The sequence below is a fragment of the Paenibacillus motobuensis genome, assembly GCF_039521865.1.
GTDB classification, from domain to species: Bacteria; Bacillota; Bacilli; order Paenibacillales; family Paenibacillaceae; genus Fontibacillus; species Fontibacillus motobuensis.
Genome location: NZ_BAAACX010000023.1, coordinates 11,829 through 38,128 on the forward strand (window position 1 = coordinate 11,829; position 26,300 = coordinate 38,128).

The window sequence follows — 26,300 nt, forward strand, 5'->3', positions numbered from 1 at the left end:
TTTGCATATTAGAAATTTCATGTTTTTAAAGCGGATGCTTACGAAGTCGTGTTTCCTCCAGAAACATCTTAGGTGCTCAGGTACCAGCTGCGCCCGCTCTGCTCCTCAGTCCCTAGCTTCTTCCACTAAAGCGTTTTGAAAAAACTCACATCGGAAGCATAAGCATCGGTGCTGTAGTCTGACTTTTTGAACTTGCACTTATAGTAGAGCGCATAACAGGAGTGGGGTGAATATTTTCATGTGTCAACTTTAACGAAACTACAGATCGTTATTTCCCTATAAAGGGCGACAAACTAAATCTAACGAAACACCATATCGTTATTCGAGAGAAATTCGCTCTATTTGCCGTAAATTCATCCAAATAGCGATACCCTGTTTCTTTACAATTTTTATTTGCCATTTCCGGTCCATATAACGATATCCAGTTTCGTTAGAGTTGGAGAGAGCTGGCGATTTATAAACATTTTGCCACATTACCATTGGCTTGCTCTATCACTGCTAGCGGAAACTTCTATATGATAAATTTCACCCTAGCTCTCCCCAGTAAGCGGAATGAGCGTAGTGACGCTGAAGCCCTTGGTTCCATCGGCAATGATTGTGCCGCCCACCGAGGCAGTCCGTTCTTCCATACCAATCAGTCCGAGGCCCTTTACAATTTTATCTTTACCTCGCCCATTGTCGTTCACAACAACTTTGATCATTTTACCCAATACCCGTACTTCAACATGAACCGTTGTAGCGCCGGCGTACTTGGCTGTATTCGTCAATGCTTCTGTCACATTCTCATGAATGATCTTCCAGTGAAGGGGTGTAATCAGTTCAAGATTGCCCCCATGTACAACCGAAGTCACCAGACCGGAATGGCCTCCGAACGCCTCCACTAACGTCTTCAGCCGCTGGATCCCTAGTTGCTGCAACGCTGGCTTCATGTTCTTCAGCGTATGCCGTATCTGTTCGATCGCCTCTTTGGAGATGCCGATAGCATTTTGCAGCAGATTCTCAGCGGATTCTGGATCGCTCTGCAAAATACGCTTGGCTGCCTCCATTTGAATAAGCGCACCTGTCATCGAGTGGCCTACCCCGTCATGGATTTCCTGAGACAAACGGTTACGCTCCTCCAGCTTATATGTATACTCCGATACGCGAATGAACTCCTCATTCTCATGCAGCTTCCTGCGAAGCTGGTCCTGAGAATGCCGCATCTGATCCAGCTGTTCCTCCTGGTTCCTGGCCTTGTCCCGCGATTTACTGATTAGTAGGTAGTTCATCATACTCAGTACGGCTATAAGACCATACAGCATAAGCAGAGAGCCGCTGATGAGCCATAACGGTACGAGCAGCAAGAGATAGTACCTTTTCTGTCTCTGGCCGTCATACGAAGCTAATTCAAAAACGCTAAACGGGTATAGTAGCAAGAAATAAGGATTAATATAGGACGCACAAACTAGTGTATAGGCCATTCCTATCCCGATCACAGCCTGTGCGGCATAACGGTTACGAATAATCTGAGCCGATAGATTGATCGCAATATAGACTAGAAAATAGAATATCAGCCATCTCGAAGGCCGATCATTCATAAAGTACGCCCCAGAAACAACGAATAATAAGACAATCAGCTTATTACCCATATTCCATAGCTCCATCTCTCTAACGTATCCTTCCCGTTAAATAATAGATAGCGATTTGGGTGCGGTGCTCAAGCCCGGTTTTATTCAATAGTGAAGTGATATAATTGGCGACCGTTCCTTCCGAAATGAACAGTTCCTTGGAAATCTCTTTATTGGACAATCCTCTGGCGATACTGGACATGACCTCTAGTTCGCGCTCTGTGAAAAGACTGACATCAATCGGCGGTTCGACCACGACGGGCGTATGATCGCCAAGATTCAGCTTCAGTTTGTCAAGAATGACATTTTGCAACACGTTGTGACCATGATGGATGCTCCTAATCGCATCACGGATCCGCTCAGGATCGTTATTTTTCAGTAAATACCCCTTGGCGCCGAAGCGAATAGCATCCGTAATATACTCATCATCGTCAAAGGTAGTCAGAATGAGAGGCTTTGTCTTCGTTGTCTCCGTGATCAGACGCGTCGCCTCGACACCATTCATATTCGGCATGCGCACATCAAGCAGTGCTACATCCACCTCGCCCGCCTGGCAGAATTCCACCGCCTCGCGGCCGTCCTCCACTGTAGCTAGTACTTCGAATTCCTCAAAAGAATTGAGGATAATGCGCATGCCCTCTCTGATAAATGAATTATCATCCGCAATTAATACTTTAATTTTCATACATCGACCCCTTCCATACTTCCCTCTCCTTCACTTACTTCGTCATATTCTATGACTACATTCTCTCCACGACAACCTTCGAACCTTCGCCGCCACTCTCCGCCGGTATAACCACAAGCCTGCGTACCAGTCGCGCCCGCAGCTCAGCCACATGTGTAATTATTCCGACCGAGAGATGATCATGATGAAGATGCTCCAGTGAAGTAATTACCGTATCCAGTAATTCAGGGTCGAGTGTACCAAATCCTTCATCCAGGAAAAAGAATTGCAGCGGATATTTGCCGCGAAGCTGAATTTGTGCAGACAACGCCAGTGCAAGCGCCAGCGAGGTCAGGAATGTCTCTCCACCGGACAACGTCCCTACCGGCCGCTTTACACCTCCATTTGCGTCATCGCAAATGACAAAGCCTCCGCCCGAATCTGTCTCCAGGGAATAACGCTGCTTCGTAAGCGAGCGGAGACGCTGGGAGGCCGCATGGCTGACATTCATCAACTGTTCCTCAGCAACATATTCAACGAAGGCGTTGCCGCGAAGCGTTGTCTGCAGCTTGGCCATTAATCCAGCCTGATGCTCAAGATCTAGTCGTCTGACCTCTAGCTCCTTCCAGCGCACATGCCGCGTAGCCAAATCCTCCAGATCACGCTCCGAGCGAGCCTGACCTTGTAGAGCTGCCTCATCCTGCTGCTTGGCCATCGACAACGCGAGCTGACAAGCCTCCCATTCTGCCCGATCAACCAACCGTCCATTCAGCCTAACATCCAGTTCCTTCAGACGAATCTTGTGTTCAAGCTGTTCATCTCTGTGTACCTTAATCCTCTGTGCACTTGTTTCCGACTGTTCCGCGCTCATTAACGCTTCCACCGCCTCCTGCTCTGTGGCAAATGGCGACGAAGCCAATTGCTCCGAGCAGCGTGCTGCCCAGTATTGCTCCTGCTCCCGGGCGGATACCGCCGCCTGATTAGCCGAAGCAGCAAGCGTTCCAGCTTCATTACTGTGGGCAGACGTCTCTAATTGCAGCTTGCGAGTATGCTCAGCAGCTTGGCGCAGCGACTTCAGGGAATTCTCCGCTTCAAGCAGCAGCTGATCTACTTGCTCTGAGCCGATACAGGTATTTAGCCGCTCCTGCTTCTCTTGCAGCAAAGCCTTTTTCCCTTGCTCCTGTGTATCTGCCTGTAGCAGCTGTTTATCAAGCTCCACGCCCTCTTGCACTAAACTAGCAATACGAGCCGTTCTCTCTTCAATATAAGGAACGCTAACAGCAAGCCTCTCCCTAACATCTGCAAGCTGGCGGTCCTTCGCCTGGATTTGTTCCTGCAGCTGTCCTACAGAATCGAGAGACAATTTAGGATAAGCTTGCTGCCACGCCCCCAGCTTCGTAGTTAATTCCTCAAGAAGCGCTGCGCTCCGTGAGCTCGATTGCTCCAGTAATCCGATAGCGGCAGCCGACTCCGACTGTGCGGCATTGTGTTGCGGCAGCAGGGCAGTCAGATCACCCTTTGCCTTCCGAGCATCACGCTGTAGCTGCTGTAGAAGGGTTCGCAATTGTCCCTGCTTTTCCCCTATTTCAACGATGGACTGCTGGAGCACACTAAGTGATGTGAACGCATCAGATTGCCCTGGCTTACCCTCTCCATCCTGTACGGATGGCATAACAGAGGCGGCTGTCTCCTGACGAGCTGTACCCGTCGCTACGAATAATTCCAGCTCTTCTGCAGCCAGATTCTTTGCTCCACTATTGTCTACTCCGAGCAGTTCAAGCAGGCTATTCCCCGTGTCCAAATCACGCGACAGCTCGTATTGCAGTTCTTGTACTCGTCCTAGTAGTTCGCCAATCAGCGTCAATTCCGCTTCCTCATCTGCGAACTGTCCCTCTGTTAGAACCATACCAGGATGATGCTCCGAGCCGCATACAGGGCACGGCGCCCCTTCCTGCAGCTGCTCCGCCAGACGGAGGGACCAAATATGCAACTCGCGTTCTTTCAGCGATGCCTTCAGCTCCACCTCCAATTGGGTCAGAAGCTGCCTACAAAAGGCAGCATCAACGCTAAGCTGCTGTAAATGATGAATCTGATCTAGTGCCTCTCTCGCCAGATCGTAACACCCGGTCTCAATCAACTGCTTTGCCTGAACCAAATCTTGCAAGCGAAGCGCAGCTTGCTCCGCTCTTGCGCGGTACACTGCTTCTTCCTGAGCTGCTGCAGCTTGCTGCTGCTGCAATCTGGCGATCTCCTGCGCGCTATGATATGCAGCCTGTATACGCTCCCGCTCATCAGGGGCGACTTCATAGCCCGCACGCTGTTGTTCAAGCTCGCGCTGGCGCTGCTGCGCTTTGGCGAGGAGCTGCTCCTCCTTCGCCTGCTCCGCTCCCAACTGTTCCCGCTTACGCGCCGCTGCTTCGCGTGACGCCTGCAGCTGCTTCAGCTCAGCAAGCAGCGCATCGCATTCCGCTTGCAGGCGCTTGGCCTGCTCCAGCTCGCTCAGCCGCAGCAGCAGCGCTGGCTCCTTGGCGGCAAGCTCCAGCCTTGCCGCCTCCGCCGCTTCCGCCGCTTGGCTCGCTGCAGCGGATGCCTCGGCTGCCGCCTGCTTGGCGCTGGCAGCACTCTGTTCGCGCGCGACAGTCGTCTGCTGCGCTTCCCTCCATGCGGCCAGCGTCGGCCTGAGCGACTCCGCCGCCGCCGCCCGGGCCAGATCGGCTTCCAGCTTCGCGATGTCCGCCTCCTGCGCGCGCAGCTCAGCCAGCTTCGCCGCCCGTAGGCCGCGCTCCTCGCTAAGCTCGCGCAGCTTCGCGAGCTCGTCCGCCTGCCGCTGCGCAGCAGCAAGCTCTTCCCGCCGCAGCTTGGCAAGCTCCGCCGCTTCCTTCAAGGCGGTCTCCGCCTGCTTCAGCGCCTCTTCCGAGGCGTTGCCCAGACCCTGCTGCTCTGCCTCCAGCTCCTTTAAGGTCTGGCCGGTCTCCTTGACCTTGCGGCTGAGCTTCTGTACAAGCAGGTCTCCATACTGCTCCAGATGGAAAAGACGCTGCAGCATCTGGCGACGATCAGCCCCTTTCAGGGACAGAAACTCGGCGAATTTCCCTTGCGGGAGGACAACGGCACGCGTGAAATCATCCATTTTCAAGCCGATCTTCTCTTCTACAACCCGGGTAACATCCGCCAATTTATCGGCGATCACCCGGTCTCCTTCATCACTGATCTCCACAAAGCGGCTAAGCGTGTTGCTGATCGACAGCTCATTTTGCCGCTTGAAGCGCCGCTCTACCCGGTACCGCTCCACCCCTTGAGCTGATGCTAGCTCGAAGGTGAACGAGACAAACAGGCTGTCCTCGGCCTGATTCATAATTCCTTGCGTCCCGCCCGAAGCTCGGCCAACCTTGCCGTACATCGCCAGTGTAATAGCATCCAGAAGCGTCGATTTGCCACTGCCAGTAGGGCCAAAAATACCGAACAAGCCCGTATCGCAAAGTTCGGTAAAATCAATCTCCTGCATCGCGCGGTAGCTCTGCAGCCCCGCCAATTTTAAAGTGATCGGCTTCATGCTTGCTCCACCTCCTCGCTATCCTGCTGCTCATCCTCAGCGATGAGCGACATGAACAGATCGACCAACTCCGCCTCCGGCTCAGCACCCCCACTCTGCCGCTGATAGAAACGGCGGAACAGCTCATCCACCGGCATCCCAGCGCGCGAGAAGACCTGCTCTTCCGTGTCACGACCTGGATATACCGGACGGATATGTACTATCCCTTCACGCGCCTTGCGAAGCGCCTGAATATCACCCAGCGACATCGCTTCCGTCAAGTTGATCTCAAGATCAATGAACGCATTGGCATCCCTGCCCTCTTCCAGCCAGCGCCGTACTTCGTCCAGTCCGCCGCGGCATGCCCAACGCACGAGAGGTCGGCCGCTCGTCAAATACAACTCTCTTGCTATCGGCTCCTCTCCTGGAGCAATATCCAGCAGCATTACCGATTTGGCTTGTCCTGCTTCCGAGAAGCTATATGCCAGCGGCGAGCCACTGTAGCGCATCATGCTGCCCGCCTTGACCGCCTGAGGGCGATGCAGATGTCCAAGCGCCGTATACTGTGCTCCAACATCCAATGCAGAAGGATCCACCGTATAGGCGCCGCCGACCTGAATGGGTCTTTCTGAATCACTTTCCAGACCACCCAGGACATAAATATGGCTCATCGCCAAATTCACAGTATCCGGACGATAAGCCCCGGCAAGCTGCCTCATTAATTTGCCAACCTTCGCGCTGTATGCGAGGCGCAGTTCAGCCTCATCGCTCTCGCCGGCCAGCAGCTCGGACAGACGCGATTCTGAAGGATATGGCAGGGCCGCGATCGTAGCCTTCTCCCCCGTGCGCGGCACCTGAACTTTGACCGCTTCGACGGCCGGCAAGCCCACCAAGTGGATTCCCCGCCGAGATACTAAAGGCGAGACAGAGGCGACCCGCTCCGGTTGGTCATGGTTGCCGGCGATTACAATGAGCTGCCTTCCATTCTCCGCAAGCCGTGCAGCCGCATCATAGAACAGGGATTCCGCTGCCGCAGGCGGATTAACACTATCGTAGACATCCCCCGCCATCAGTATGACATCGACCTGCTCCGCCTCCGAGATCGCCACCAGCTCGTCCAGGAACTGCTCCTGCTCCGGCAAGCGGCTTCTGCCCTCGAGCGTACGTCCCAAATGCCAATCCCCCGTATGCAAAATTCGCACTTATCCATCTCTCCTTTCAACTCTATTACTCTAACGAAACTGGAACACGCTATTGACGCAAAAAAGAGGTAATTCACAGTCTAACGAAACTCCATATCGCTATTTGGACGAAAGCATCGTTTATCAGCACTTTTTTCACCTAATAGCGATACCCTGTTTCGTTAGAAAGTTTTGCAGCCTCTTTTGGTACAAATAACGATACTAGGTTTCGTTAAAAATCTACCACCTGTTGCAATCAATCATCGACTAGAGATTCAATAGTCAATCCCGATCCATACGCCCAATTACAAACCAGTACATCCCATTGCACTACAACATAAAATAAATCAACCAGCCGTGGTCAGTTCTATCGCTATCAACCATCTGCGGCACTTGTCTATGATATCTATCTATGTTATCTGCCTATATTACCTATCTAAGTTATCTATCATCGTCTTCAGTTTCTGTCTCAGCCGCGTCAATGCCTACCTCACAGCTTTACCACGTCGCCGCTATCGATGAAATACAGCCATTTCTCATCTACCGGGACGCCCGTAATATCTTCAATTGCCTTGGCATACAGATCCAGCTGGAAGCGATAGGACTCGGCCAGCGCTTCTACTCCTCCACGGTGCTCCAGTACCTTGTCGCTCTTGTAATCCAGCAAATACTGTTTGCCATCTGCGTAAAATAAACAGTCAACAACCCCTTGAATCAGGACAGTCTCGCTATCCAAACCTGGAAACATGCTTAGCTTGTCGGGATCTTTTGCACTCCCTACCATGGTATTAAGCGAGTTCTCACTATCCGATGCCAAGCTATCAGAAGCTGTATCCCCCATGTCTCCATAGCCCCTAGTCATCGCAGCTGGCGTAGCAAACTGCTCAGCTATAGGTGCTAGAGTTGGATACGCCTCGGCAGCCGACAGTCCGTAGCTAAACGGCAGCTCGCGCTTGATCCAGTCCGCACGGTCCAGTAATTCCCCAATCGGACTATTCCAGAATTCAGCGATACGAGCTGTATCGATCTCCCCAGCCTGCTCCATCGTCATAATCTTCTTATCGATTAATGCCTGCAGCAACTCGGCGACGACAGACTCGTCTCCGCCTTTGTCAAAAGGCAAATGCTGCATAACCGTATGATACGCTGTTCCACGTTCCGTTGGAGTCAATTTGGCCTGCTCCATGAAGCGAGGTCTTCGCAGATGCAATTTGAATTCCACCTGCTCCGCATTTTGAGACATTTCCTGCTTCATTTCAACTGCGGTAAAAAGACTGACCGCACTTTCTTCCTCGGCATGATGCAGCGTCTTCATCTCGGTCACCGATGTCTTCGCAGAGATCCGTGTGGCCGCAGTATGCGGGTACACCCAATTCAATCGGGACTCAATCATACGATCAAGCTCATCCCGTTCAGATTCCGTCCTTGCCTCTTCATCAGCCCTCAGTAATTTCAAGTCGAATTCTTCGACAGCTCCGCCCATCCCTGCTGCCGCTGCTTCAATATGTGCCGTCGGTACTACTATCTCTTGTGCGCTTACTAACTTAATTGCCCAAGCCGCTGAACTCTCAGCAAGCGCCGCGCTTGTTGTCTCCGGCAGTCCTCCGAACCTGCGCAGCTCAGAAGCCGCAGCATGTCGTATCAGCGCCGGGCCGATCCAGTCAAGATAACAGCGGCCTCGCACGAGCACATAATCCGGCAGCCGTTCATCTTGAACCTCAAGCACTCCGCCCCAATTCTGGGCGGACTTGGCCAGATCCTTGACAGACGAGACAAGAATCAGCTTCTCCTTCGGCCGTGTCAGTGCCACATAAAGTACCCGCATCTCCTCGGCCAACAGTTCCATTTGTGCCCGTCTGCGGATTGCCAAATTGGGCAAGGTCGGATAACTGACTCTGAGCTCGCTATCGATGAATTTTGGACCGAAGCCCATCTCTTTATGGATCAGAAAAGGTGCGTTCAGATCCTGACGATTGAACATTCTTGAGAGCCCAGCGACGAATACAACCGGGAACTCCAGCCCTTTACTCTTATGAATCGTCATGATGCTGACCGCATCCTCTTGCCCCTCAGCCGAGGCAGCAGCGCCCAAGTCTCCTCCATTGTCCTTAAGCCGCTGGATATAGCGAAGGAAGCGGAACAACCCCCTGGATGAAGTCGCAGACTCATACTGGGTGGCACGATCATACAGCGCGCGCAGGTTGGACTGTCTCTGTGCTCCTCCCGCTAAACCACCGACCCAATCTAAATAACCAGTATCGCGGTAAATCCCCCAAATTAAATCACTAAGCTCACCTTCACGGGCACGATTTCGCCAATCGCTAAGTTGACTTAGGAAACGCTGCAGCCTTACGGCCAGTGGTGCTGAGCTTCTATCTTCAGCCGCATGGGTCTCATTAGCGCTGCCGATCTTAGCTGTGCTCACTTCATTCACTACACTCGCGTTCTCTCCTAGACGGAGATCTTCTGCTGTACCATCATCCTCCGCAATCACCCGACTGCTTTTCGAACCGTTCTTCGTCAGTTCTGCTTCTCCGAAATGACCAGCCTCACTCAGAGAGGCGCTCAGAACAGCATCATAGAAATGACCGCGCTCGGCTGCAAGGCGTATCTCAGCCAGTTCTTCTTCCGAGAAGCCATATAGCGGCGAGCGGAGTACAGCAGCCAGCGGTATATCCTGAAGCGGATTGTCGATCACCTGAAGCAACACCAGCATCGTGTCTACTTCAGAAGCCTGGAAATATCCCTGGCTCAACTCAGCCGCAGCCGGTATCCCCTCGCGCCGCAGCTCTTCAATCATGACAGGCGCCCAAGACAGCGTTGATCTGAGCAAAATCGTCATATCACGATAGCCAGCCGGACGCATGGCTCGTAACTGCTTATCATAGATTTGCAGCGGCGGCCGTCCGCCTTCGCCAAGCAGCTTGCGAATTCGCTCTGCTATTGCCCGCGCCTCCAGCTGTACAGCCTCAAGCTCAATGGCTTCCTCCGTCTCGCCGCTCCCGCCATCTGCTCCGTCAGCACTATCCGCTTCAGTCACGGAAGCCGAACTATCCTTGCTGCGATCGATCAAGAGCAGCTCGGGACAATATTCATCTCGGCTTTGTCCAATGTCAGGGAAACCCTCGCCATACACGAGTTCGGCCCGCTTGTCGTATTCGATCTCCATCGCGCTCTCGTTCATCATCTGTCTGAACAGCATGTTAACCGCATTAACAACTTCTTGGCGGCTGCGAAAGTTCCGGGCCAAGTCGATCCTCAACCCTTGTTCGCCAATCTTGTCCCCGTAGCTACGATACTTCTGTAGGAATAACCCAGGTTCTGCAAGCCGGAACCGATAGATACTCTGCTTCACATCGCCGACCATGAAGCGATTGCCAGGAGAAGTCCGGGCAATCAGGGAGATAATATCCTCCTGGACTGTATTCGTATCCTGATATTCGTCGAGCAGCACTTCATCATATTGGGCCTGATATTCGAGAGCAGCCGAAGATGGCTGTAAATTCCCCTGACTCGAGTCAGGGTGCCGTAGGATTTGCAGGCAATAATGCTCCAAGTCGGCAAAGTCAAGCCAGCCTCTGGCTGTCTTGTCCGTACGGTAGCGAGCACCAAACTCAGCGATCAGCTCAGCAAGCTCCTTCATTAGAGGCGCAGATTGATGCAACTCGGCTAAATAAGCCTCTGCAGTACGTCCGAATAGCTGAGTCTGCAGTTCACTAACCAGCTTCTTTGCTTCCTCACGCAGCGCTTTGGCCCGCTCCTGCAGCAAAGGGTCTGTCTGGTCCTTCTTGCATGGCTTCAGCTTGCCAAAGCTTACGGATTGAAAAACATCATATAGCTCGGCCCACGGACGTTCCTGAACCGCAGTCAATAAGCCACCGATCACTTGTATATCATCTTCAAATGTAATCGCGTAGGGCTGGGGACCACCCGGAGCCTCGGCAATCGTACGAGCCTGCCTTAGCAAATCCGCAGCCCCGATCAACGCGAGCTCCGTATCGCGGACAATGCTCTGGACCCATAAGCTGTTCTCAAGCGCAGCCGTATCTGGAGCGGCAAAAGCATCAGCTGCTTCTAGCAGCCAGTGTTCCGGCCAAGAATGGCTCTGTGCGAAATCATATAGCTTCAACACCAGGGAGAAAACCGCATCATCACTCCGCTCACCACCAAACCAATCGACCAGGCTTAAGAAGCGGTTTCCTTCCTCTGCTGAGGCATACTTATCCTCAAACAACTTCTCCAGAACCTCTTGTCTGAGCAGTGCCGTCTCGCTCTCTGAAGCAATTCGAAAGCCTGGATCCAGCGGAATCAGAGTGTAGTAGCGCTGAATTACTTCCATACAGAAGGAGTGCAACGTCGTAATCGAAGCGCGCCCAAGCATCGCCAACTGTCGTGTAAGATGTTCATTTCCCGGATCCTGCGCCAACTCCTTCTCCAGCGCTTCACGAATCCGCCCTCTCATCTCCGATGCGGCTGCCTTGGTAAATGTAGCAACGAGCAGACGGTCGACGTCGAGCGGATGTTCCCGCGAAGATAGCTTACGGATGATCCTCTCGACCAGTACCGCTGTCTTGCCTGACCCGGCTGCCGCCGCAACGAGAATATCCCCGCCGGTCAGCGTAATAGCACGCCATTGATCATCGCTCCAGAAGCTTCCTTGCGGCTTCGGTATATTCATTCTCGCTCACCCTTTCTCCCAGCTCATCAAACAGCTCCCAAATCTCATTCTTGCCCGGCTTGCTCAACACTTGATAGCCGTTATCCTCATGACTGCCTTCAAATCGGCATACCGACCGGTAAGAGCAGTAAGTACATGCCGTCTCGCTGCCTAGCCGGTAAGGGGCGATATCTACATTGCCATCGGTAATACGTGTGCCGATATCCGAAATAATGCCGCGCACAGAACCGAGCAAAGATTGCCACTGATCCAGCGTAGCTACGGCTGCACTGCTATAGAACCCACCATCCGCTTTAACTGCGACCGGCAGAATATCCGAATATCCTTTTTCCAGTTGATTGTCCATCTTGGAGATCACTTCCCGGTCGGCCAGCAGTAAGCCCTTCAGCTTAAACCGCTTCAGCATCTCCAATTGGGCCTGTTCGACGCTCATGCCGTTACTGCTCTGCAGCAGCGGGTTGTGGACATGGAAATAGAGCGTGCCTGCAGGTAGCGCAGGTTCTCCCAGCCAGGCTTCGGCAGAGGATAAGAGTACGTCCAAGTACGTAAGCATCTGTAAGGATAGCCCGTAGTACACTTCATGCAACCTCAGATCTGTCTGGCTCGATTTATAGTCAATGACGCGCAGCAGCAAGCCTTGATCACTCTCTGCCACATCTACGCGATCGATTCTACCTACGATCTCCATGACACATCCATTAGGTAATTGAAAAGTCAGCGGCGGCAATGTTCGTCCCGGACCGAAGTCCAACTCCAGACCAATCGGCTCGAAGCTACCTCGGCGTGATTGCTCACCCAGAATAATAGAAGCGCGGCCGACGATATTTTTCAGCTTGCGTGTAATATAGCCATAACGATGCGAGCTGAGCAGAATTTCCCCCTGCAGCTTGGGAGCCAGCTTGTCTACCGCAGACTCAGCCTCCTGCAGGCACTCCTCTGTCGTCAGGCTTCCCCAGCTCCGATTCTGATCTTTAAAATTAAGGGCCATCATGCTCAGTGCAGCGTGAAATAACTGGCCGATGTCCGGTGCCTGTAGCCGGTAAACTTGTCTTTCCTTCAATTTCAAGCCGTAAGCGGCAAAGTGTGAGAACGGACAGGCTGAAAATTTCTCCATTCTAGACACGCTTGTCCGCAGTCTTTTGCCGTACAGCTTATGACTGGTTGCAGGGGTAAGTCCGTTAGCGCGATTCCGATAATTCAATGAGCCGAGCAGAAACTCCGTTGTATCCTGCCACTCTTCCTTGGTTCTGTACCATTCAAGCACTCGCCACCATACCGGAGACACTTCCAGGCCAGACCTCCAACTCCGCAGCTGCGCGATCAGATTGGTTAAGGTAGGAAGAGGTCGATGTATATGCTCAAGCTGACTGTCCAACGATTCGCTTACATCAGTCCCTCTGTTAAGATAACCCTCCTGCAAAGCCGGGAAGATCCTCTTCATCTGGCGTATAACCTCGGATGGAAGCAGCGGCTTGCCCTCCTCATCTGCGATAGGGTAACTCAGCCATAAAGAATGGCTAGCAGCGGTGATAGCCCCATAGATTAGAAGTCTCTCATCAAGCAGCCTACGTGTCATTCCCGGGGCAAGTTCAAGTCCGATTTCACTTAGCCGTACGCGTTCTTGGTCACTCAGCACCCCTTCCTCCTGCAAATTTGAAGGCATGATTCCTTCATTAATGCCTAGCAGGAAAGCATGTCTAACATGGCTTGTCTGAGTCCGATCCGTGCTCCCAACCAGCACCTGATCCAGGGCAGGTGGAACCAGGCCCAGCTTCAGATCCTTGAGCCCTGTCTCCAGTATGCCGGAGAACATCTCTAGCCCCAGATCCTCATCGCCCATCATCTCTACGATCTGGTCAAGCAATCCTAGTACGGCGTCCCAGAGCTGACGATGCTCCAGCGCAAGCTGTGGCTGACCCTGCACAAGCGCGGTATGAGCCATCGTATCGAGCCGCTGCGGCGCTTCGATCTGCTCCAACAGATGATAGACAGCAGCGCACATCTCACGCACATTTCCCGAACGTTTAAGCCTTCTTTCGAAAGCATACAGCGGTGTACTAATCAGGTTTCTACACTGTTCCAGACGACGGAGCTTTCTGTTATCAGACACTCCCTCGCCATCCGTATCCTGGGTCAGTTCCAGCGATAGACTCGGGGCATTCTTCCACGGCCGTCCATCATACCAGCGATAGCCCTGAATTCCACTGGCAAGCACATAGTTCTCCAGTACATCCATATCCTCACGTGTGAGACTGCCATCCATGGGAAGCAGGAACTCGCTCTTGACGCAGCGAAACACATCCTCATAGCGCCAGAACCGCAGCACCACGTCCAGCGCACCACGAATGAACTCTATTAACGGATGATGGAGAATGCTCGCTTTTTTATCCATAAAGAACGGGATTCCGTAATCCGCGAACACAGGACGAATCACATGCTCATAATCCTGCAATTTCCGCACAAAAATAGCCATATCACGCCACCGGGCACCCTCATCCCGGGCCAATCTCACCATCTCGCGCGCCGCTCTCTCTACCTCGGCCAATCTATTCGCGGCTCCGTGCATATGAAGCGATTTAGACATATCTTTAGGTGCTGCATCCTCTCGCCACGGTATACGGCGTTCATACGCATACTCCAGATAGGAGAGCGTCTCACTGCCTTTGAACCTAGGATAAGGTCTGGCATCCAGCAGCACAGTATCTTTGACCTCAATACCTGCTGTCAGAGCCAATTCACGAAGCTTCATATATGTAACCGCCGTCGGATAGAACAAATTAAGCTCATGCGGCGGTAATCCATCATCATAAGCGCGATCCAAGGTCAGGGCTACCGTCACACTTGCGGCCGTCTTCATTAACGCCTTAAGCGCCAAATATTCCTGCGGGGTGAAGGTCTGAAAGCCATCGATCCAAATATTCGCACCGCGCAAGTAGGACGATTCCTCAGCGCCTTCCGCAAGCTTGAACACATGGTCCTCTGCATCTATATAAAATTTAGCGAGCTCTGTATCGAATTCCCGGAAAACAATGCTCAGATCGCTTATTTTGTCTCTTAACAACAATGAAGTTCTAGAGGAACTCTCCAATAGGTCGATATGTTCTTCTAGACGCGAGAAGTCGGCATTATGCTTCTTCAATTCAGTATATAAATCATTCATACGCTCAATCAGACCGAGCTGATCGGCTGACTTCCCGAACAACTTTAATTCGTCCTGATGACGTCTAACGATTTTGTAGAGCAGCATTTTTTTGCCTTCATCACTGATCGGCACAAGCGCTGAACCCCCCGTCTCCTGCATCACCCTCAGAGCCAGACGGCGGAAGCCTAGAACCTGAGCCCGTACTGTCCCATGCAATCCAGGCGCATTTAAAATAGCTTGTTCAATTTGGAAGGTCCCCTGTTCGGGAGCAAGCAGAATCAGCGGTGAACCCGTCGGATTAGACCGCAGTTCTGTGGTGATCGCATCCAGTATCATGCTGCTCTTGCCGCTACCCGACCGGCCGATAATGAATTGAAGTGACATAAAATTCCTCCTAACGCCACTTGGAATCTATTTCAATGTGTAATAGCCAATTTATTTTGTATGATTCAGTATATCATATCAAAAGGAAATAAGAATGTACGTTCCTAGATATAGGTAATTGAAGTGTTTTTCGATCAAAACGACCAAAAAAAAGACGATGGCTCCCAGTCCAGGACCGAGAAACCATCGTCAATATATCTTTTAAATGAAATTATTCTTTAATTTCTTATTCTGCTTTTACGAGAATCTTCACTTGATTCTTCTCTTTCAGAAGAGCTTCAAAGCCTTCCTCAATCACATCATCGAGCTTGATCCGTTTGGTTACGAGCTTATCAGCCGAGAAGTATCCTTGACCCATCAAGCTGATTACGGCTGGGAATACGTTGCGGTATCCGATGATGCCTTTGATGCTGCGTTCCTTCATGACTACATTGTTAGGATGGAGAGCCGTCTCTTTCTCGAAGATGCTGACGATCATCAATTCGCCGCCAATTCTTGTCGAGTTCAGCGCTTGAGTGAACACTGGAGGAACACCTGTAACTTCGAAGGCAACGTCCACGCCGCCATTGGTGCGTTTGTGAAGCTCTTCGACTACATCATATTCTTTAGGATCGATGACGATCGCACCAAGCTCCGTTGCTTTTTGTTTACGTTCAGGAGAAAGCTCGACTGCATAGATTTCCGATGCGCCGGAAGCTTTCAGAGCTTCGATAACGAGCAAGCCGATTGGGCCAGCGCCAAATACAACCGCTTTGTCACCGACTTTAAGTTTGCTCTGACGGACAGCATGAAGCGCAACAGCAGAAGGTTCTACTAGAGCGCCTTGCTCATAGGAAATATTGTCAGGAATTTTATGAACCATAGCTTCGTCTGCAGCTACATATTCGGAGAAACCGCCGCCGCCACCTGCAAGGCCAAGGAAACCCATGGTAGAGCACAGGTTGTAATAACCGGCTTTACAAGCCTCGCAATGACCACATGCATAAATTGGCTCAACAGTAACACGGTCGCCAGCTTTAAACTTAGTTACTCCTTCACCGACTTCAACAACTTGTCCGGAGAATTCATGGCCCATTACGATAGGAGCTTTCTCTCCGGTGATTGGATGTGGTGTACCTTCAGGAATAAAGATTGGTCCTGCTGTATATTCATGTAGGTCGCTGCCGCAAATACCGCACCATTCGACCTTGATTTTCACTTTACCCGGTTTAGCAGCCGGTTCTTCAATATTTTCTAAGCGCAAGTCTCTTTGACCATGCCATCTTAGTGCTTTCATCTATTCCATCCCCTTAGATGTATTAAAAATAAAATAAAATTAAGCATATTATCCGGAAATTCATATATCTTTATTGGAAACGTTTCCTGAACCAACTCTAGCACTTTGCTAACGTCGTGTCAACGACTGTATTATTTTTTTAGCTATGACATTACTCACGATAATGAGGGTGTGTTATAATAATTCGTAGCTATTAGGTTAACATTTGTGGAAATGATTTCGAAACTGGTAAGGATGGGGATCCTATTTGGAGAAGAATAAAGTTACGATTGAGGTCGTGGCCGCGAAGGCTGGAGTCGGAATCGCGACTGTCTCTAGAGCTATTAATAATATGGGCGGAATTAGTCCTAAGACGAAAGCCAAGGTATTAGCAGCCGTGGAGGAGCTCGGCTTTGTTCCCAATTCGAATGCGCAGAATCTGAAGCTTCGCCAGACGAAGCAGATTGCGCTGGCTGTACCTGATATTCGCAACGCTTTTATTCCGGAAATTGCCTACTCAGTCGAACAAGCCGCCAAATATTTCGACTACCGTGTCGTACAAATCAATACATTAGGCAATGTGAGATCAGAGCTGGAGGTACTGCGTGATATTAAGAAGCTCCATGTGGATGGGCTTATTATTTTGCCCCTGGCATATCCTAAGACGCTCAAGGATCTCATTAACAAATCCAAGCTGCCCATTTCCATTATCAATTACGGTAAAAAGTTAGATTCCGATACAAAAGCGGACATCGTCAGTCTCTCCACCCAGGAGGGCAAGCTGGCTATGGAGCATCTGATCAGCATTGGCAGAACAAGAATTGCTTACGCAGGTGCGCAAAAGGAGATTATCGAGGAGAGATTTTTCGCGTATGAGGATGCGCTTGATCATGTGGATCCCTCGCTCGTCTATTTCGGTGAGGATTTCTCGCTTCAGACTGGAGCCAGGGCTGCCGATCACTTCGTGAACCTGGCCCATATGCCGGATGCGATCTATGCTGGTAACGACATGGTCGCGATTGGGCTGCTGAACCGTTTCAAGGAACTGGGTATCCGTGTACCTGAAGATATCGCTATAGTCGGAATCGATAACAATATATTGTGCGCGATAACTACACCCAAGCTGAGCTCCGTCTCCATTATGGGTTCGGAAGTGGCTAAGGTGGCGACCGAGCTGCTGCTGCAACGCATCCAAGAACAGAAAATCGGGCTGTATGAGCGGGTTCAGTTTGAGCCGCGCCTCTTCGTCAGGGAGTCCAGTTTGGCCCGAACCCGTACTACCCAATATATTGAATAGCTGAGTTCGTGTTTATAGGGGCTGTCGCAAAAGTTGATTTTCCGACTTGAAGACGCCCCTTTGCGTGCTCAAAGCTGACATACCCATGTTTTAACCTGATCACTCGGACATTATTGACCGTTAGAAGTAGATCCATTGGTATCCAGCACTTTTAACGGACAATAATGTCCATTACAAGGGAGAAATGTCGCGGAAGACCACATTTTTAGCTTCTAATGGTCAAAAGTGTCCGTTAAGAAGGCGAATTTGTTTTTTTCTTGCTCTAACGGTCATTTTTGACCGCTTGATAAGTGCGATCACGATAGTTTTAGGATTCCGCACCTCATGTCAGGGAAGAATCCTGATAGTTATGTCTCGTACACTTCGCGAGCTCAATTGACTTTGGCGGTTAAAAATGTGGAATATCCCCACGATAAGTTACTCCCCTTGCTGCATGAAGACTATTATATTCCCGAAAACAATTCGCTATAGAGGCTGATAAATCTTCTAAGCCCCTCCCGTAATTGCTGCTCATTCAAGTAGGAGTAGCTCATACGGATCCATGTATTCATCTCCCTCAGTGGGTCACAAATCGAACCTGGCACAAAGGTGATCGATCGCTCTCGGGAACTTGCAAGCAGCCTATCCATGATGGTTGATTCCGGCAGCTGAATCCACAAGTTAAAGCCGCCAGCAGGGCTGCTCCACTGCCAACCGGTGGCTGACAGTTCCTCCTCCATGATTTCCTTGCGTATCGCAAGCGCTATCCGCAGCTTCTCTAAATGCTGTTGCATTCGTTCCGAGAAGAAGTAGTGCAGGAAAATCTTCTGATTCAGCAGCGGCGTACCACTGTCGGACAATGATTTGGCCTTAAGCAAATAATTCATAATCCCCGGCCGGCAGGCAACCATTGCTATGCTCAGGCCCGGAGCGATATATTTACTGAAGCTGCGGATATAGATGACATAGCCGGCAGTGTCATAAGTGAAGAACGGCCCAGGCGGAGCCTCTTCAAAATAAATATCCGGATTCGAATCATCCTCGATTAATAGGCATTGATGTTCCGCCGCCAGATCAACCAGCCTCTTTCGCTGCTCCGCAGGTACGGTGTATCCCGTCGGATTTTGAAAGGTCGGATTCATGTAAAATAGCCGCGGTTTATATTTTTGGATGAGCTTCTCTACCTGCTCAAGACAATACCCGTAAGGGGTAATCTCAATTGGAACAATCTCAGCTCCCTGCCTCCGGAATACGTCGATCGCCGGACTGTAGGTTGGCCGTTCCAGTAGTACAACGTCCCGCGGTCGGACCAATACTCTGGCGAGCAGATCAATGGCTTCCTGCGAACCGGAAGTGATCAGAATATCCTGACTGCTTAGGTCACAACGATACCGCTCCGTGAAATAACGGCTTAACGACTCACGCAGCTCCAGATCCCCCTGTGTGGTCGAGTAGGTTCCCAGCACCTTCGGATACAGATCGAATACTCTTTTTACATAGTCAGAAAGGTAGCGATTAGGCAGAAGATTTGGATCCAACAACGCTTTCGAGAACTGATAGGAGGCCTGCACCTGGTGAATCTCAGAAAGGTAACTATCATGTACATAAGCTGAAATGATCGGGTCCTGCTGCGCACCGGGCGGCAACTCATTGCCAGGCTGGACGTAATAGCCGGATTTATCCTTCACATACACCATATTTTTCTGTTTCAACAATTGATAAGCCTTGAAGACAGTCAGACGATGTACTTCAAATTCCGCAGCCAGTGTCCGAACGGAGGGAAGCTTCTCATTCGCCTTCCACTCCCCGCGTTTGATCCGCTCTAGTAGAAAGTCATATATTTGCTCGAACAGTTTGTCCGAGTTCGCATTCGGGATAATACGTTTTCCCACCAGTTGTCCTCCTTCTTCCGCTATTCTTATTACACATGATTATTATTATGATACCTATTAGTGGCTAGGTCTGTTCTATCCTATATCATCTGTTCTATTACCTCCATCTTATTATAAAACAATACTAAGGAGGAATAGACATGATATTGATGAACTACTTGCTAATGTGTCTTATTTTTGGAACAACTTTTCTTGCGATTAAACTTGGGATTGATGCTGGAGCACCGCCCTTTTTCTCGGCAGGCATTCGCTTTCTGGCCGCAGGCGGCATTCTATTGTCATACATGGTAGCTAGACGAAGAGCAAGCTTCTCCCTACTGCTACGGAAGGAGATGCTATTGACGGGGGCAGGACTAACCTTCGGCGTATTTGCAACCCTATACTGGGCCGAGCAGTATTTGAGCTCAGGGATTGCGGCGATCTTGTCGGCAACCGCTCCGTTAATGATTTTACTGTTGCAAACTTTCCTTACCCGGCAGAGGTTGTCCTTAAGTTCAATCACAGGGTGTCTCCTGGGCACTATCGGCATTGTGCTGCTGCTCCTGCCAGGTATTACGGTGAGCTTCAGCAAGCTATGGATGCTTGGATGTGCTGCAGTCCTTATAGGCCAGGTGTTCTATTCAGCCGGCACAGTTTATTCGCGCCGCGTCGTACAGCGATTCCAGAATGAATCTCCAATCGCTCTGAACGCAGCCCAAATGATATATGGCGGGACGTTACTGCTCATTCTATCTCTATTCACGGAGAAGGTTGATCTCACGGTGATGTTTACCCCACATGCGATTTTTCCGCTCTTATACTTAATCGTCCTTGGTTCAATGACCGGACATACTATTTTCTATTGGTTAATTGCCAAGACAAATCCCGTATTCCCATCGACCTGGCTGTATATTTCGCCGCTTATCGCTTTATGTGTTGGCGCTGTTCTATATGGCGAGCCGATATCACTTGTATCGGTGCTAGGCGGAATCACAATTATCGTCGGTATTATTGTAATTAATCTGGATAACCTGAAAGTCAGAGTAGTGCAAATGCGAAGATAGTGAAAAAATCCGGGAGACTCTTCCACGCGAGTCTTCCGGATTTTCATTTAGAACTGATAAGTCACTTTCCGGATTGAGCAATACTGCTTATCCTGGAGAGGGCTCAGAATGTTTTGCTGCGAACTTCGAAGATCGCAAATTTTAAATAGTGCCCTTCATCCACGCCAAGGATTTGCGGATGGTCTTTACCCGCAGCGCGCCACTCGACAAGACGCAATATTTTGCCGGCATCAAAGGCTGCATCCTGGATCGTCTGAAGGAACAAATCAGGGCGCATATGGTAAGAACAGCTGGCCGTAACCAGATAGCCACCCTCATTCACCAGCTTCAAGCCCTGTAGATTAATCTCCTTATACCCGCGGCAAGCGCCCTTCACTGCGGATCTCGTCTTAGCAAATGCCGGTGGGTCGAGAATAACGACATCCCAAGTTCTTCCGCCTCCCGCCGTCATCGGCACGGAAGTATCTACTTTGCCTTCCTTCACTGCGCGGCGGCTCCGTTCGTCAACACCCTTTGCCTGACTGCGAAGGTAATCAAAGGCGTCAGCGACAACAAATTCAACACGGTCTGTAAATCCGTTCAACTCCACATTAACTCTCGCACTTTCAATCGCGTGCTCAGAAATATCGAGACAGGTTACTTTTTTCGCACCGTATTTACATGCATGAAGCGTAAAGCTTCCGGTATGAGAAAAACATTCCAGTACAGTAGCGCCATCCCAATACGGGAAGGTTACTACCTTACCGTTGGCGTTGACCGGCAGGAGCTTAGGCTCTTCTCCAGGCTCAGCAACCTCTTTCAGCTCAATCCCGCTCCGTCTCCCCCATCCAGTCATAATCGGCTCAATTGAGGCCCGATTCTCACGCTGATCGAAGAAATATCCTGTCTTCTGCCCTTGCTCGATATCCACCTTAATCTTTAAGCCGTTCTCCAAGATCGTAACGTAACGAGGCGCATCTCCATATAACGGACCCTTCACCTGCTCAAGGCCTTCCATCTCCCGCACGGACACATCGCTTCGTTCGTATATGGCTGTCGGTTCGAGCACCTTCACCAGCGCCTCGACGATTGCCTCCCGGCACTGATCCATGCCAAGCGTCAACAACTGCACGACAAGTACATCTGCGAAGCGATCCACGATCAGGCCCGGCAGGAAGTCCGCCTCACCATAGACAATTCGGTAAGCATCTCCGTCTACAAATCTCACTCTATGGTTCAAACATTCGCTGAATCGCGTGATGAAGAAATCAACATCCATCTTCTCCAGCGGCAGGTAGGATACGGCACGTACGGTGATTTGTGAAGCTGGATTGTAATATCCAGTTGCGAGGAACTTGCGGCGATGATCATAAATTTGCACCAGGCTTCCCGGCTGTGGTTCACCCTCTACAAGCTCAATTTCATTTTTGTATACCCAAGGATGTCCTTGTTCCAAGCGCTTTTTACGGCTTTTGTGTAATATAACGGATGCCAATTGCGTCCACTCCTTCATTTATTTCAATAATTATGATTAGCGCTTTTGCTGATAACCAGACCCTCAGTTGTCCCTGCGGGCATGGATGTCCCATCGGCGGCATATAAGTAACTTGTACGCCTATTGTATCGGGATCAAAAGCGAACTTTTTGAACTACCTCTTACAAATTAATGTTCAAAAAGGTCGCTTTTCAGCACCGAGAAGGTTGGATGAAGCTAGGGACTGAGGAGCGCAGCGTACGTAGTGGGTACGTGAGCACCGGAGATCCAAGCTGAATTCAAGATTCGATGTCGAACCACTTACTGAATTTCACTTCGGGATCAAAAGCGAACTTTTTGAACTACCTCTAAAGGGGGAAGCCGGATGGTACATGATCTTTTACTCCCAGTCACCCTAGGACTCGCCCTCTTCCTATTCGGAATGAAGCTGATGGAAGCGGCGCTCCATGCCTGGGCCGGCCCAAGGCTGATCAAGCTACTGCACACGTCGACGAAGACGCCATGGGCTGGGCTCTTGTCGAGCACATTCATTACCGCAGTTCTCCAGAGCAGCACAGCCATGACCGTAATGACGATCGGGCTGGTTAACGCCGGTCTGCTGTCTTATGCCAGAACGCTCGGCATCATCCTTGGCGGTAACATCGGCACATGCCTAACCACCGAGTTGATCGCTCTGGATATTTCCAGCTATGGGCTTCCTCTTCTGACGCTATCTCTGCTGCTATGGGCAGCTGCGGTGATGGGCGAGGAATACAGTCCTGGCGGATACTCTAGTCGTAGGCTTCATTTCCTGCGCCCGCTTCAATATGGATCACTGGCACTGGCAGGCTTCAGCCTGATAATGATCGCTATACGTTGGATGCAATCGATCGGCCCACAGCTTGAGGCTTACGGCATTATCGATCGTCTGCTAGACCACGCAGGGGACAGCCTGCTATGGGGCGCGCTCGCAGGGGCTGCGGTAACAGCTCTGATCCATAGCAGTGCGGCAGCGATTGCCATGACAATGGGACTCGTCTCCAGCGGCGCCCTGCCTGTTCCATTAGGGATCGCCATGGTGATTGGCTCGAACGTAGGCACCTGTGCTACTGCCTTGATCGCCTCCATCGGCGGCACCAAGTCAGGTAAATTCGTGGCCCTGTCCCACGTTATCCTTAACTTGGCTGGAGCTATACTATTCCTGCCCTTCGTATCTCTACTGCAGACAGCGGTCTCCTGGGTAACTAACGATGCCGCCGTTCAAATCGCTCATTCTCAGACCCTGTTCAATGTAATCAGTTCCCTGCTTGCACTACCATTTTGTTACTTACCGCTATGGAGTAGACTTGACCATAAAGCATAATATGGACGTGTTATCCCCCTGTGACACCGAGCAGCTTTAATGCCTTTTCCAATATAAAATCATTGTTGTCGTAGCCCTGTCTTCGCTGCTTCTCCCAAGCATCCAGCGGATCATACCAAGCGACACTACGGATCTCCTCAACCTGGGGGCGAAGCTCGCCGCCCTTGCTCTCGACCAAGTAATAATGAACCTCTTTGTCCACGGGTCCACATGTGGGGTGGGAATAAGTATATGCGATAATATCGATTAACTGAGTGATCCGGCCAATGATGCCGGTCTCTTCACGAATTTCTCGGAGTGCCGTCTGCTCCACGGTCTCGCCTCTTTCCCGCTTGCCCTTGGCGAACGACAACTTGCCGTATCGATCGGTGATAAGCTGAATTTGCAAATGTCCGCCGTTCGTTCTGTACACGACACCCCCAGCGGATATCTGTTTATATGGCATCACTGAACCTCCTTCACTCCAACTCCACAGAAGAATATTGAACTGTATGAACCCTCTCTAAATTAACAACAAGGATTTCTTCCCTGCCCAAACAGGGAGAAATCCTTGTCTTCATGTACTATAAATGGAACAAGCACAAATTAAGCTAGAGCTTGAACCGAATCGTCCAGGACACGTACCAATAAGCCTTCGCTAGTGTTGGCATCCGCCTTGGTTAACTTAACCCGGCATATCTTGCCAATCATTTCCTGCGACCCCGGGAACCGGATTTGCAAATAATTATCGGCGAACCCCGTCAAATGGCCATCTACAGCCAAAGCCTCCATATCCCGTTCAGGAATGACGTCAAGAACTTGACCTACAAATTTCTCGGCGTAGGCTTGCTGCATTGTCTCCGACAATTCGATCAGTTCCTGTACGCGGGCATGCTTGATCTCTTCATCAACTTGATCTTCCATCTTTGCTGCCGGTGTGCCTGTCCGAGTGGAATACGGAAATACGTGCATTTCCGAGAAGCCGATGCGCTTCAAGGTTTCGTAACCGTCGCGGAACATTTCCTCTGTCTCACCAGGGAAACCTACGATAACATCGGTTGTAATCGCTACGTCCGGCATAAACTCGCGGATTCGCTGAATCTTCTGTTCGAATTCTGCCACTGTATATTTGCGGCGCATCCGCTTCAATACGTCGTCGTTGCCAGCCTGAATTGGAATGTGGAAATGACGGCACATCTTCGAGGAACCTTCCAGTACCTCCAGCATTCGGTCATCAATCTGACTCGCTTCGATCGAACTAATACGAATCCGGCCAAGACCCTCGATCTTATCCAGATCCCACAGCAAATCAGGCAGCTTGTAGTCTTCCAGATCATCGCCATATCCGCCAGTATGAATCCCGGTTAATACGATCTCATTATATCCGGCTGCGACTAGCTGACGTGCCTGATTGATAACGCTCTGCGGATCACGGCTGCGCGATAACCCGCGCGCCCAAGGGATAATGCAGAAGGTGCAGAAATTGTTACAGCCCTCCTGGATTTTCAGAAAAGCCCGGGTATGGTCGGCGAAGCTCGGAACATCAAGCTCCTCAAATTCACGGGTCTTCATAATATTGCGTACTGCATTGATTGGTTCTCGCTGTGCTCTGATCTGGTTCACATAAGGGATAATCTTTTCCCGGTCTTGATTACCGATCACGAGATCGACGCCAGGAATATCCATGATCTCTGCAGGAGAAGTTTGGGCATAACATCCGGTGACCGCGATGATTGCGTTCGGATTGCGCCGTACGGCACGCCGAATAATCTGTCTGCTCTTCTTGTCACCCGTATTAGTAACAGTACAAGTATTAATAAGATACACGTCCGCAGTCTGTTCAAAATCAACTTGCTCGTAACCCTCATTTTTGAACATTTGCCAGATCGCTTCTGTATCGTAAAAGTTCACTTTGCAACCCAAGGTATAAAATGCAACGGATGGCATTCTCAAGCTCCTCCCATTTCTCCAGATTCATACATGATGCAAGTCAGGGCGGCCATCGCCGCCGTCTCCGTCCGCAGTATACGCCGTCCAAGGCCGATGGATACCGCGCCTGCTTCAACAGCCGCCGTCACCTCAGCCTCCGAGAAGCCGCCTTCCGGCCCGACTACAACTGCTATTCTATAAGTTTTCTCTGTCTCAAGCCCCGCGACAAAAGGCCGCAGTGCATCGCGCAGCCCCTGACCATTCTCTTGCTCGTAACACAAGCATACCAGGTCAAAATCTGCGAAAGCTGCGATTAATTCCCGCCACGAGACAGGTGCCACAACGGCAGGAATTTTACTGCGATGGGCCTGTTCTGCGGCCTCCTTCGCGATTTTGCGCCAGCGCTGAATACGCTTCTCTTCCTTCTTCATATCATATTGGACCACCGTGCGCTCCGAAATAAACGGCAGAAAAGCCGCCGCACCAATCTCAGTGCATTTCTGAATCACGGTCTCCATCTTGTCGCCCTTCGGCAAACTCTGAGCAATTGTTACTTGAAGCCAAGGCTCTCCAGTAGGTTCAAGCTGGCTAACGATCTCAGCTTCAACCTCGCCTGGTTCAATCGAGATGATCTTAACCAGCGCTTCCCGGGATACTCCATCGCTAACGATGAATTCGTCTCCAGGCTTGGAGCGCATTACCTTCCCGATGTGCCGGGCATCGTCGCCAGTGATAACGACCTGCTGCTCTCCGAACTGCTCAGACTCAATGAAATAACGCTGCATTCCTTATCATTCCTCAGCTTAATATGCATGGTCAATAAACCTCTTCAAATTACCATTGTCCATCATACAACTTTTGATACAAGCTTTCCAGTCTATTTGAAGCCCTCCAGCGCACGATTAGTTCGATATCGAGTCCA

15 protein-coding genes are annotated in these 26,300 nt (G+C 50.7%); 3 read left to right on the top strand and 12 right to left on the bottom strand.

Annotated elements, in window-relative coordinates:
• Nucleotides 1-530: 530 nt before the first annotated feature.
• The 7 genes from ABD014_RS21785 to ABD014_RS21815 all read right to left on the bottom strand — a co-directional run bounded on the left by ABD014_RS21785 (nucleotide 531) and on the right by ABD014_RS21815 (nucleotide 16,464).
• Nucleotides 531-1,628 (bottom strand): sensor histidine kinase, encoded by a 1,098-nt coding sequence (locus tag ABD014_RS21785; RefSeq protein WP_343864838.1) that lies wholly within the window; start codon nucleotides 1,626-1,628, stop codon nucleotides 531-533.
• Between the two features lie 19 nt (nucleotides 1,629-1,647).
• On the bottom strand, nucleotides 1,648-2,292 hold the full coding sequence (locus ABD014_RS21790) for a response regulator transcription factor (protein WP_343864841.1): 645 nt from the start codon (nucleotides 2,290-2,292) through the stop codon (nucleotides 1,648-1,650).
• Between the two features lie 55 nt (nucleotides 2,293-2,347).
• On the bottom strand, nucleotides 2,348-5,824 hold the full coding sequence (locus tag ABD014_RS21795; protein ID WP_343864843.1) for an AAA family ATPase: 3,477 nt from the start codon (nucleotides 5,822-5,824) through the stop codon (nucleotides 2,348-2,350).
• A complete protein-coding gene (locus ABD014_RS21800; protein WP_343864845.1) occupies nucleotides 5,821-7,005 on the bottom strand; it encodes an exonuclease SbcCD subunit D in 1,185 nt (394 codons plus the stop codon). Before ABD014_RS21800 ends, ABD014_RS21795 begins: the two co-directional genes overlap by 4 nt.
• 469 nt (nucleotides 7,006-7,474) lie before the next feature.
• A complete protein-coding gene (addA, locus tag ABD014_RS21805; RefSeq protein ID WP_343864847.1) occupies nucleotides 7,475-11,662 on the bottom strand; it encodes a helicase-exonuclease AddAB subunit AddA in 4,188 nt (1,395 codons plus the stop codon).
• On the bottom strand, nucleotides 11,622-15,188 hold the full coding sequence (gene addB / locus ABD014_RS21810; RefSeq protein ID WP_343864849.1) for a helicase-exonuclease AddAB subunit AddB: 3,567 nt from the start codon (nucleotides 15,186-15,188) through the stop codon (nucleotides 11,622-11,624). The genes addA and addB overlap by 41 nt, the downstream gene beginning before the upstream one ends.
• A 226-nt stretch (nucleotides 15,189-15,414) precedes the next feature.
• Nucleotides 15,415-16,464: a 2,3-butanediol dehydrogenase gene (locus ABD014_RS21815; RefSeq protein ID WP_343864851.1), complete on the bottom strand. Its 1,050-nt coding sequence runs from the start codon at nucleotides 16,462-16,464 to the stop codon at nucleotides 15,415-15,417.
• Nucleotides 16,465-16,711: 247 nt separating this feature from the next.
• On the opposite strand from ABD014_RS21815, the gene ABD014_RS21820 reads away from it, so the two are divergent.
• Nucleotides 16,712-17,740: a LacI family DNA-binding transcriptional regulator gene (locus tag ABD014_RS21820; RefSeq protein ID WP_343864853.1), complete on the top strand. Its 1,029-nt coding sequence runs from the start codon at nucleotides 16,712-16,714 to the stop codon at nucleotides 17,738-17,740.
• 443 nt (nucleotides 17,741-18,183) lie between these two features.
• Here the strand turns inward: ABD014_RS21820 and ABD014_RS21825 are convergent, their stop codons facing one another.
• Complete coding sequence (locus ABD014_RS21825) at nucleotides 18,184-19,611, bottom strand: aminotransferase-like domain-containing protein (RefSeq protein WP_343864855.1); 1,428 nt, start codon at nucleotides 19,609-19,611, stop codon at nucleotides 18,184-18,186.
• Nucleotides 19,612-19,751: 140 nt separating this feature from the next.
• On the opposite strand from ABD014_RS21825, the gene ABD014_RS21830 reads away from it, so the two are divergent.
• Nucleotides 19,752-20,654: a DMT family transporter gene (locus tag ABD014_RS21830; RefSeq protein ID WP_343864858.1), complete on the top strand. Its 903-nt coding sequence runs from the start codon at nucleotides 19,752-19,754 to the stop codon at nucleotides 20,652-20,654.
• Nucleotides 20,655-20,757: 103 nt separating this feature from the next.
• On the opposite strand, the gene ABD014_RS21835 is transcribed toward ABD014_RS21830, so the two are convergent.
• On the bottom strand, nucleotides 20,758-22,128 hold the full coding sequence (locus ABD014_RS21835) for a class I SAM-dependent rRNA methyltransferase (protein ID WP_343864860.1): 1,371 nt from the start codon (nucleotides 22,126-22,128) through the stop codon (nucleotides 20,758-20,760).
• Between the two features lie 364 nt (nucleotides 22,129-22,492).
• Here ABD014_RS21835 and ABD014_RS21840 point away from each other — a divergent pair, with 364 nt between their 5' ends.
• The gene (locus tag ABD014_RS21840; protein ID WP_343864862.1) at nucleotides 22,493-23,470 is read left to right on the top strand and encodes a Na/Pi cotransporter family protein; all 978 of its coding nucleotides are present in this window, start codon (nucleotides 22,493-22,495) and stop codon (nucleotides 23,468-23,470) included.
• 10 nt (nucleotides 23,471-23,480) lie between these two features.
• Here ABD014_RS21840 and ABD014_RS21845 read toward each other — a convergent pair whose 3' ends face one another.
• From ABD014_RS21845 to ABD014_RS21855, 3 genes are all read right to left on the bottom strand, one after another.
• Nucleotides 23,481-23,915, bottom strand: a complete 435-nt coding sequence (locus tag ABD014_RS21845) for an NUDIX hydrolase (RefSeq protein ID WP_343864864.1) — start codon at nucleotides 23,913-23,915, stop codon at nucleotides 23,481-23,483.
• A 140-nt stretch (nucleotides 23,916-24,055) separates the two neighbouring features.
• The gene (mtaB, locus tag ABD014_RS21850; protein WP_343864866.1) at nucleotides 24,056-25,396 is read right to left on the bottom strand and encodes a tRNA (N(6)-L-threonylcarbamoyladenosine(37)-C(2))-methylthiotransferase MtaB; all 1,341 of its coding nucleotides are present in this window, start codon (nucleotides 25,394-25,396) and stop codon (nucleotides 24,056-24,058) included.
• Nucleotides 25,397-25,398: 2 nt separating this feature from the next.
• On the bottom strand, nucleotides 25,399-26,163 hold the full coding sequence (locus ABD014_RS21855; RefSeq protein ID WP_343864867.1) for a 16S rRNA (uracil(1498)-N(3))-methyltransferase: 765 nt from the start codon (nucleotides 26,161-26,163) through the stop codon (nucleotides 25,399-25,401).
• Nucleotides 26,164-26,300: the final 137 nt, after the last annotated feature.

What these genes read in the sequence shown, in the direction of transcription:
- ABD014_RS21785 (WP_343864838.1), bottom strand. Translation starts at nt 1,628, where the DNA reads ATGGGTAATAAGCTGATTGTCTTATTATTCGTTGTTTCTGGGGCGTAC.
- ABD014_RS21790 (WP_343864841.1), bottom strand. Translation starts at nt 2,292, where the DNA reads ATGAAAATTAAAGTATTAATTGCGGATGATAATTCATTTATCAGAGAG.
- ABD014_RS21795 (WP_343864843.1), bottom strand. Translation starts at nt 5,824, where the DNA reads ATGAAGCCGATCACTTTAAAATTGGCGGGGCTGCAGAGCTACCGCGCG.
- addA (WP_343864847.1), bottom strand. Translation starts at nt 11,662, where the DNA reads ATGAATATACCGAAGCCGCAAGGAAGCTTCTGGAGCGATGATCAATGG.
- addB (WP_343864849.1), bottom strand. Translation starts at nt 15,188, where the DNA reads ATGTCACTTCAATTCATTATCGGCCGGTCGGGTAGCGGCAAGAGCAGC.
- ABD014_RS21815 (WP_343864851.1), bottom strand. Translation starts at nt 16,464, where the DNA reads ATGAAAGCACTAAGATGGCATGGTCAAAGAGACTTGCGCTTAGAAAAT.
- ABD014_RS21830 (WP_343864858.1), top strand. Translation starts at nt 19,752, where the DNA reads ATGATATTGATGAACTACTTGCTAATGTGTCTTATTTTTGGAACAACT.
- ABD014_RS21840 (WP_343864862.1), top strand. Translation starts at nt 22,493, where the DNA reads ATGGTACATGATCTTTTACTCCCAGTCACCCTAGGACTCGCCCTCTTC.
- ABD014_RS21845 (WP_343864864.1), bottom strand. Translation starts at nt 23,915, where the DNA reads ATGCCATATAAACAGATATCCGCTGGGGGTGTCGTGTACAGAACGAAC.
- mtaB (WP_343864866.1), bottom strand. Translation starts at nt 25,396, where the DNA reads ATGCCATCCGTTGCATTTTATACCTTGGGTTGCAAAGTGAACTTTTAC.
- ABD014_RS21855 (WP_343864867.1), bottom strand. Translation starts at nt 26,163, where the DNA reads ATGCAGCGTTATTTCATTGAGTCTGAGCAGTTCGGAGAGCAGCAGGTC.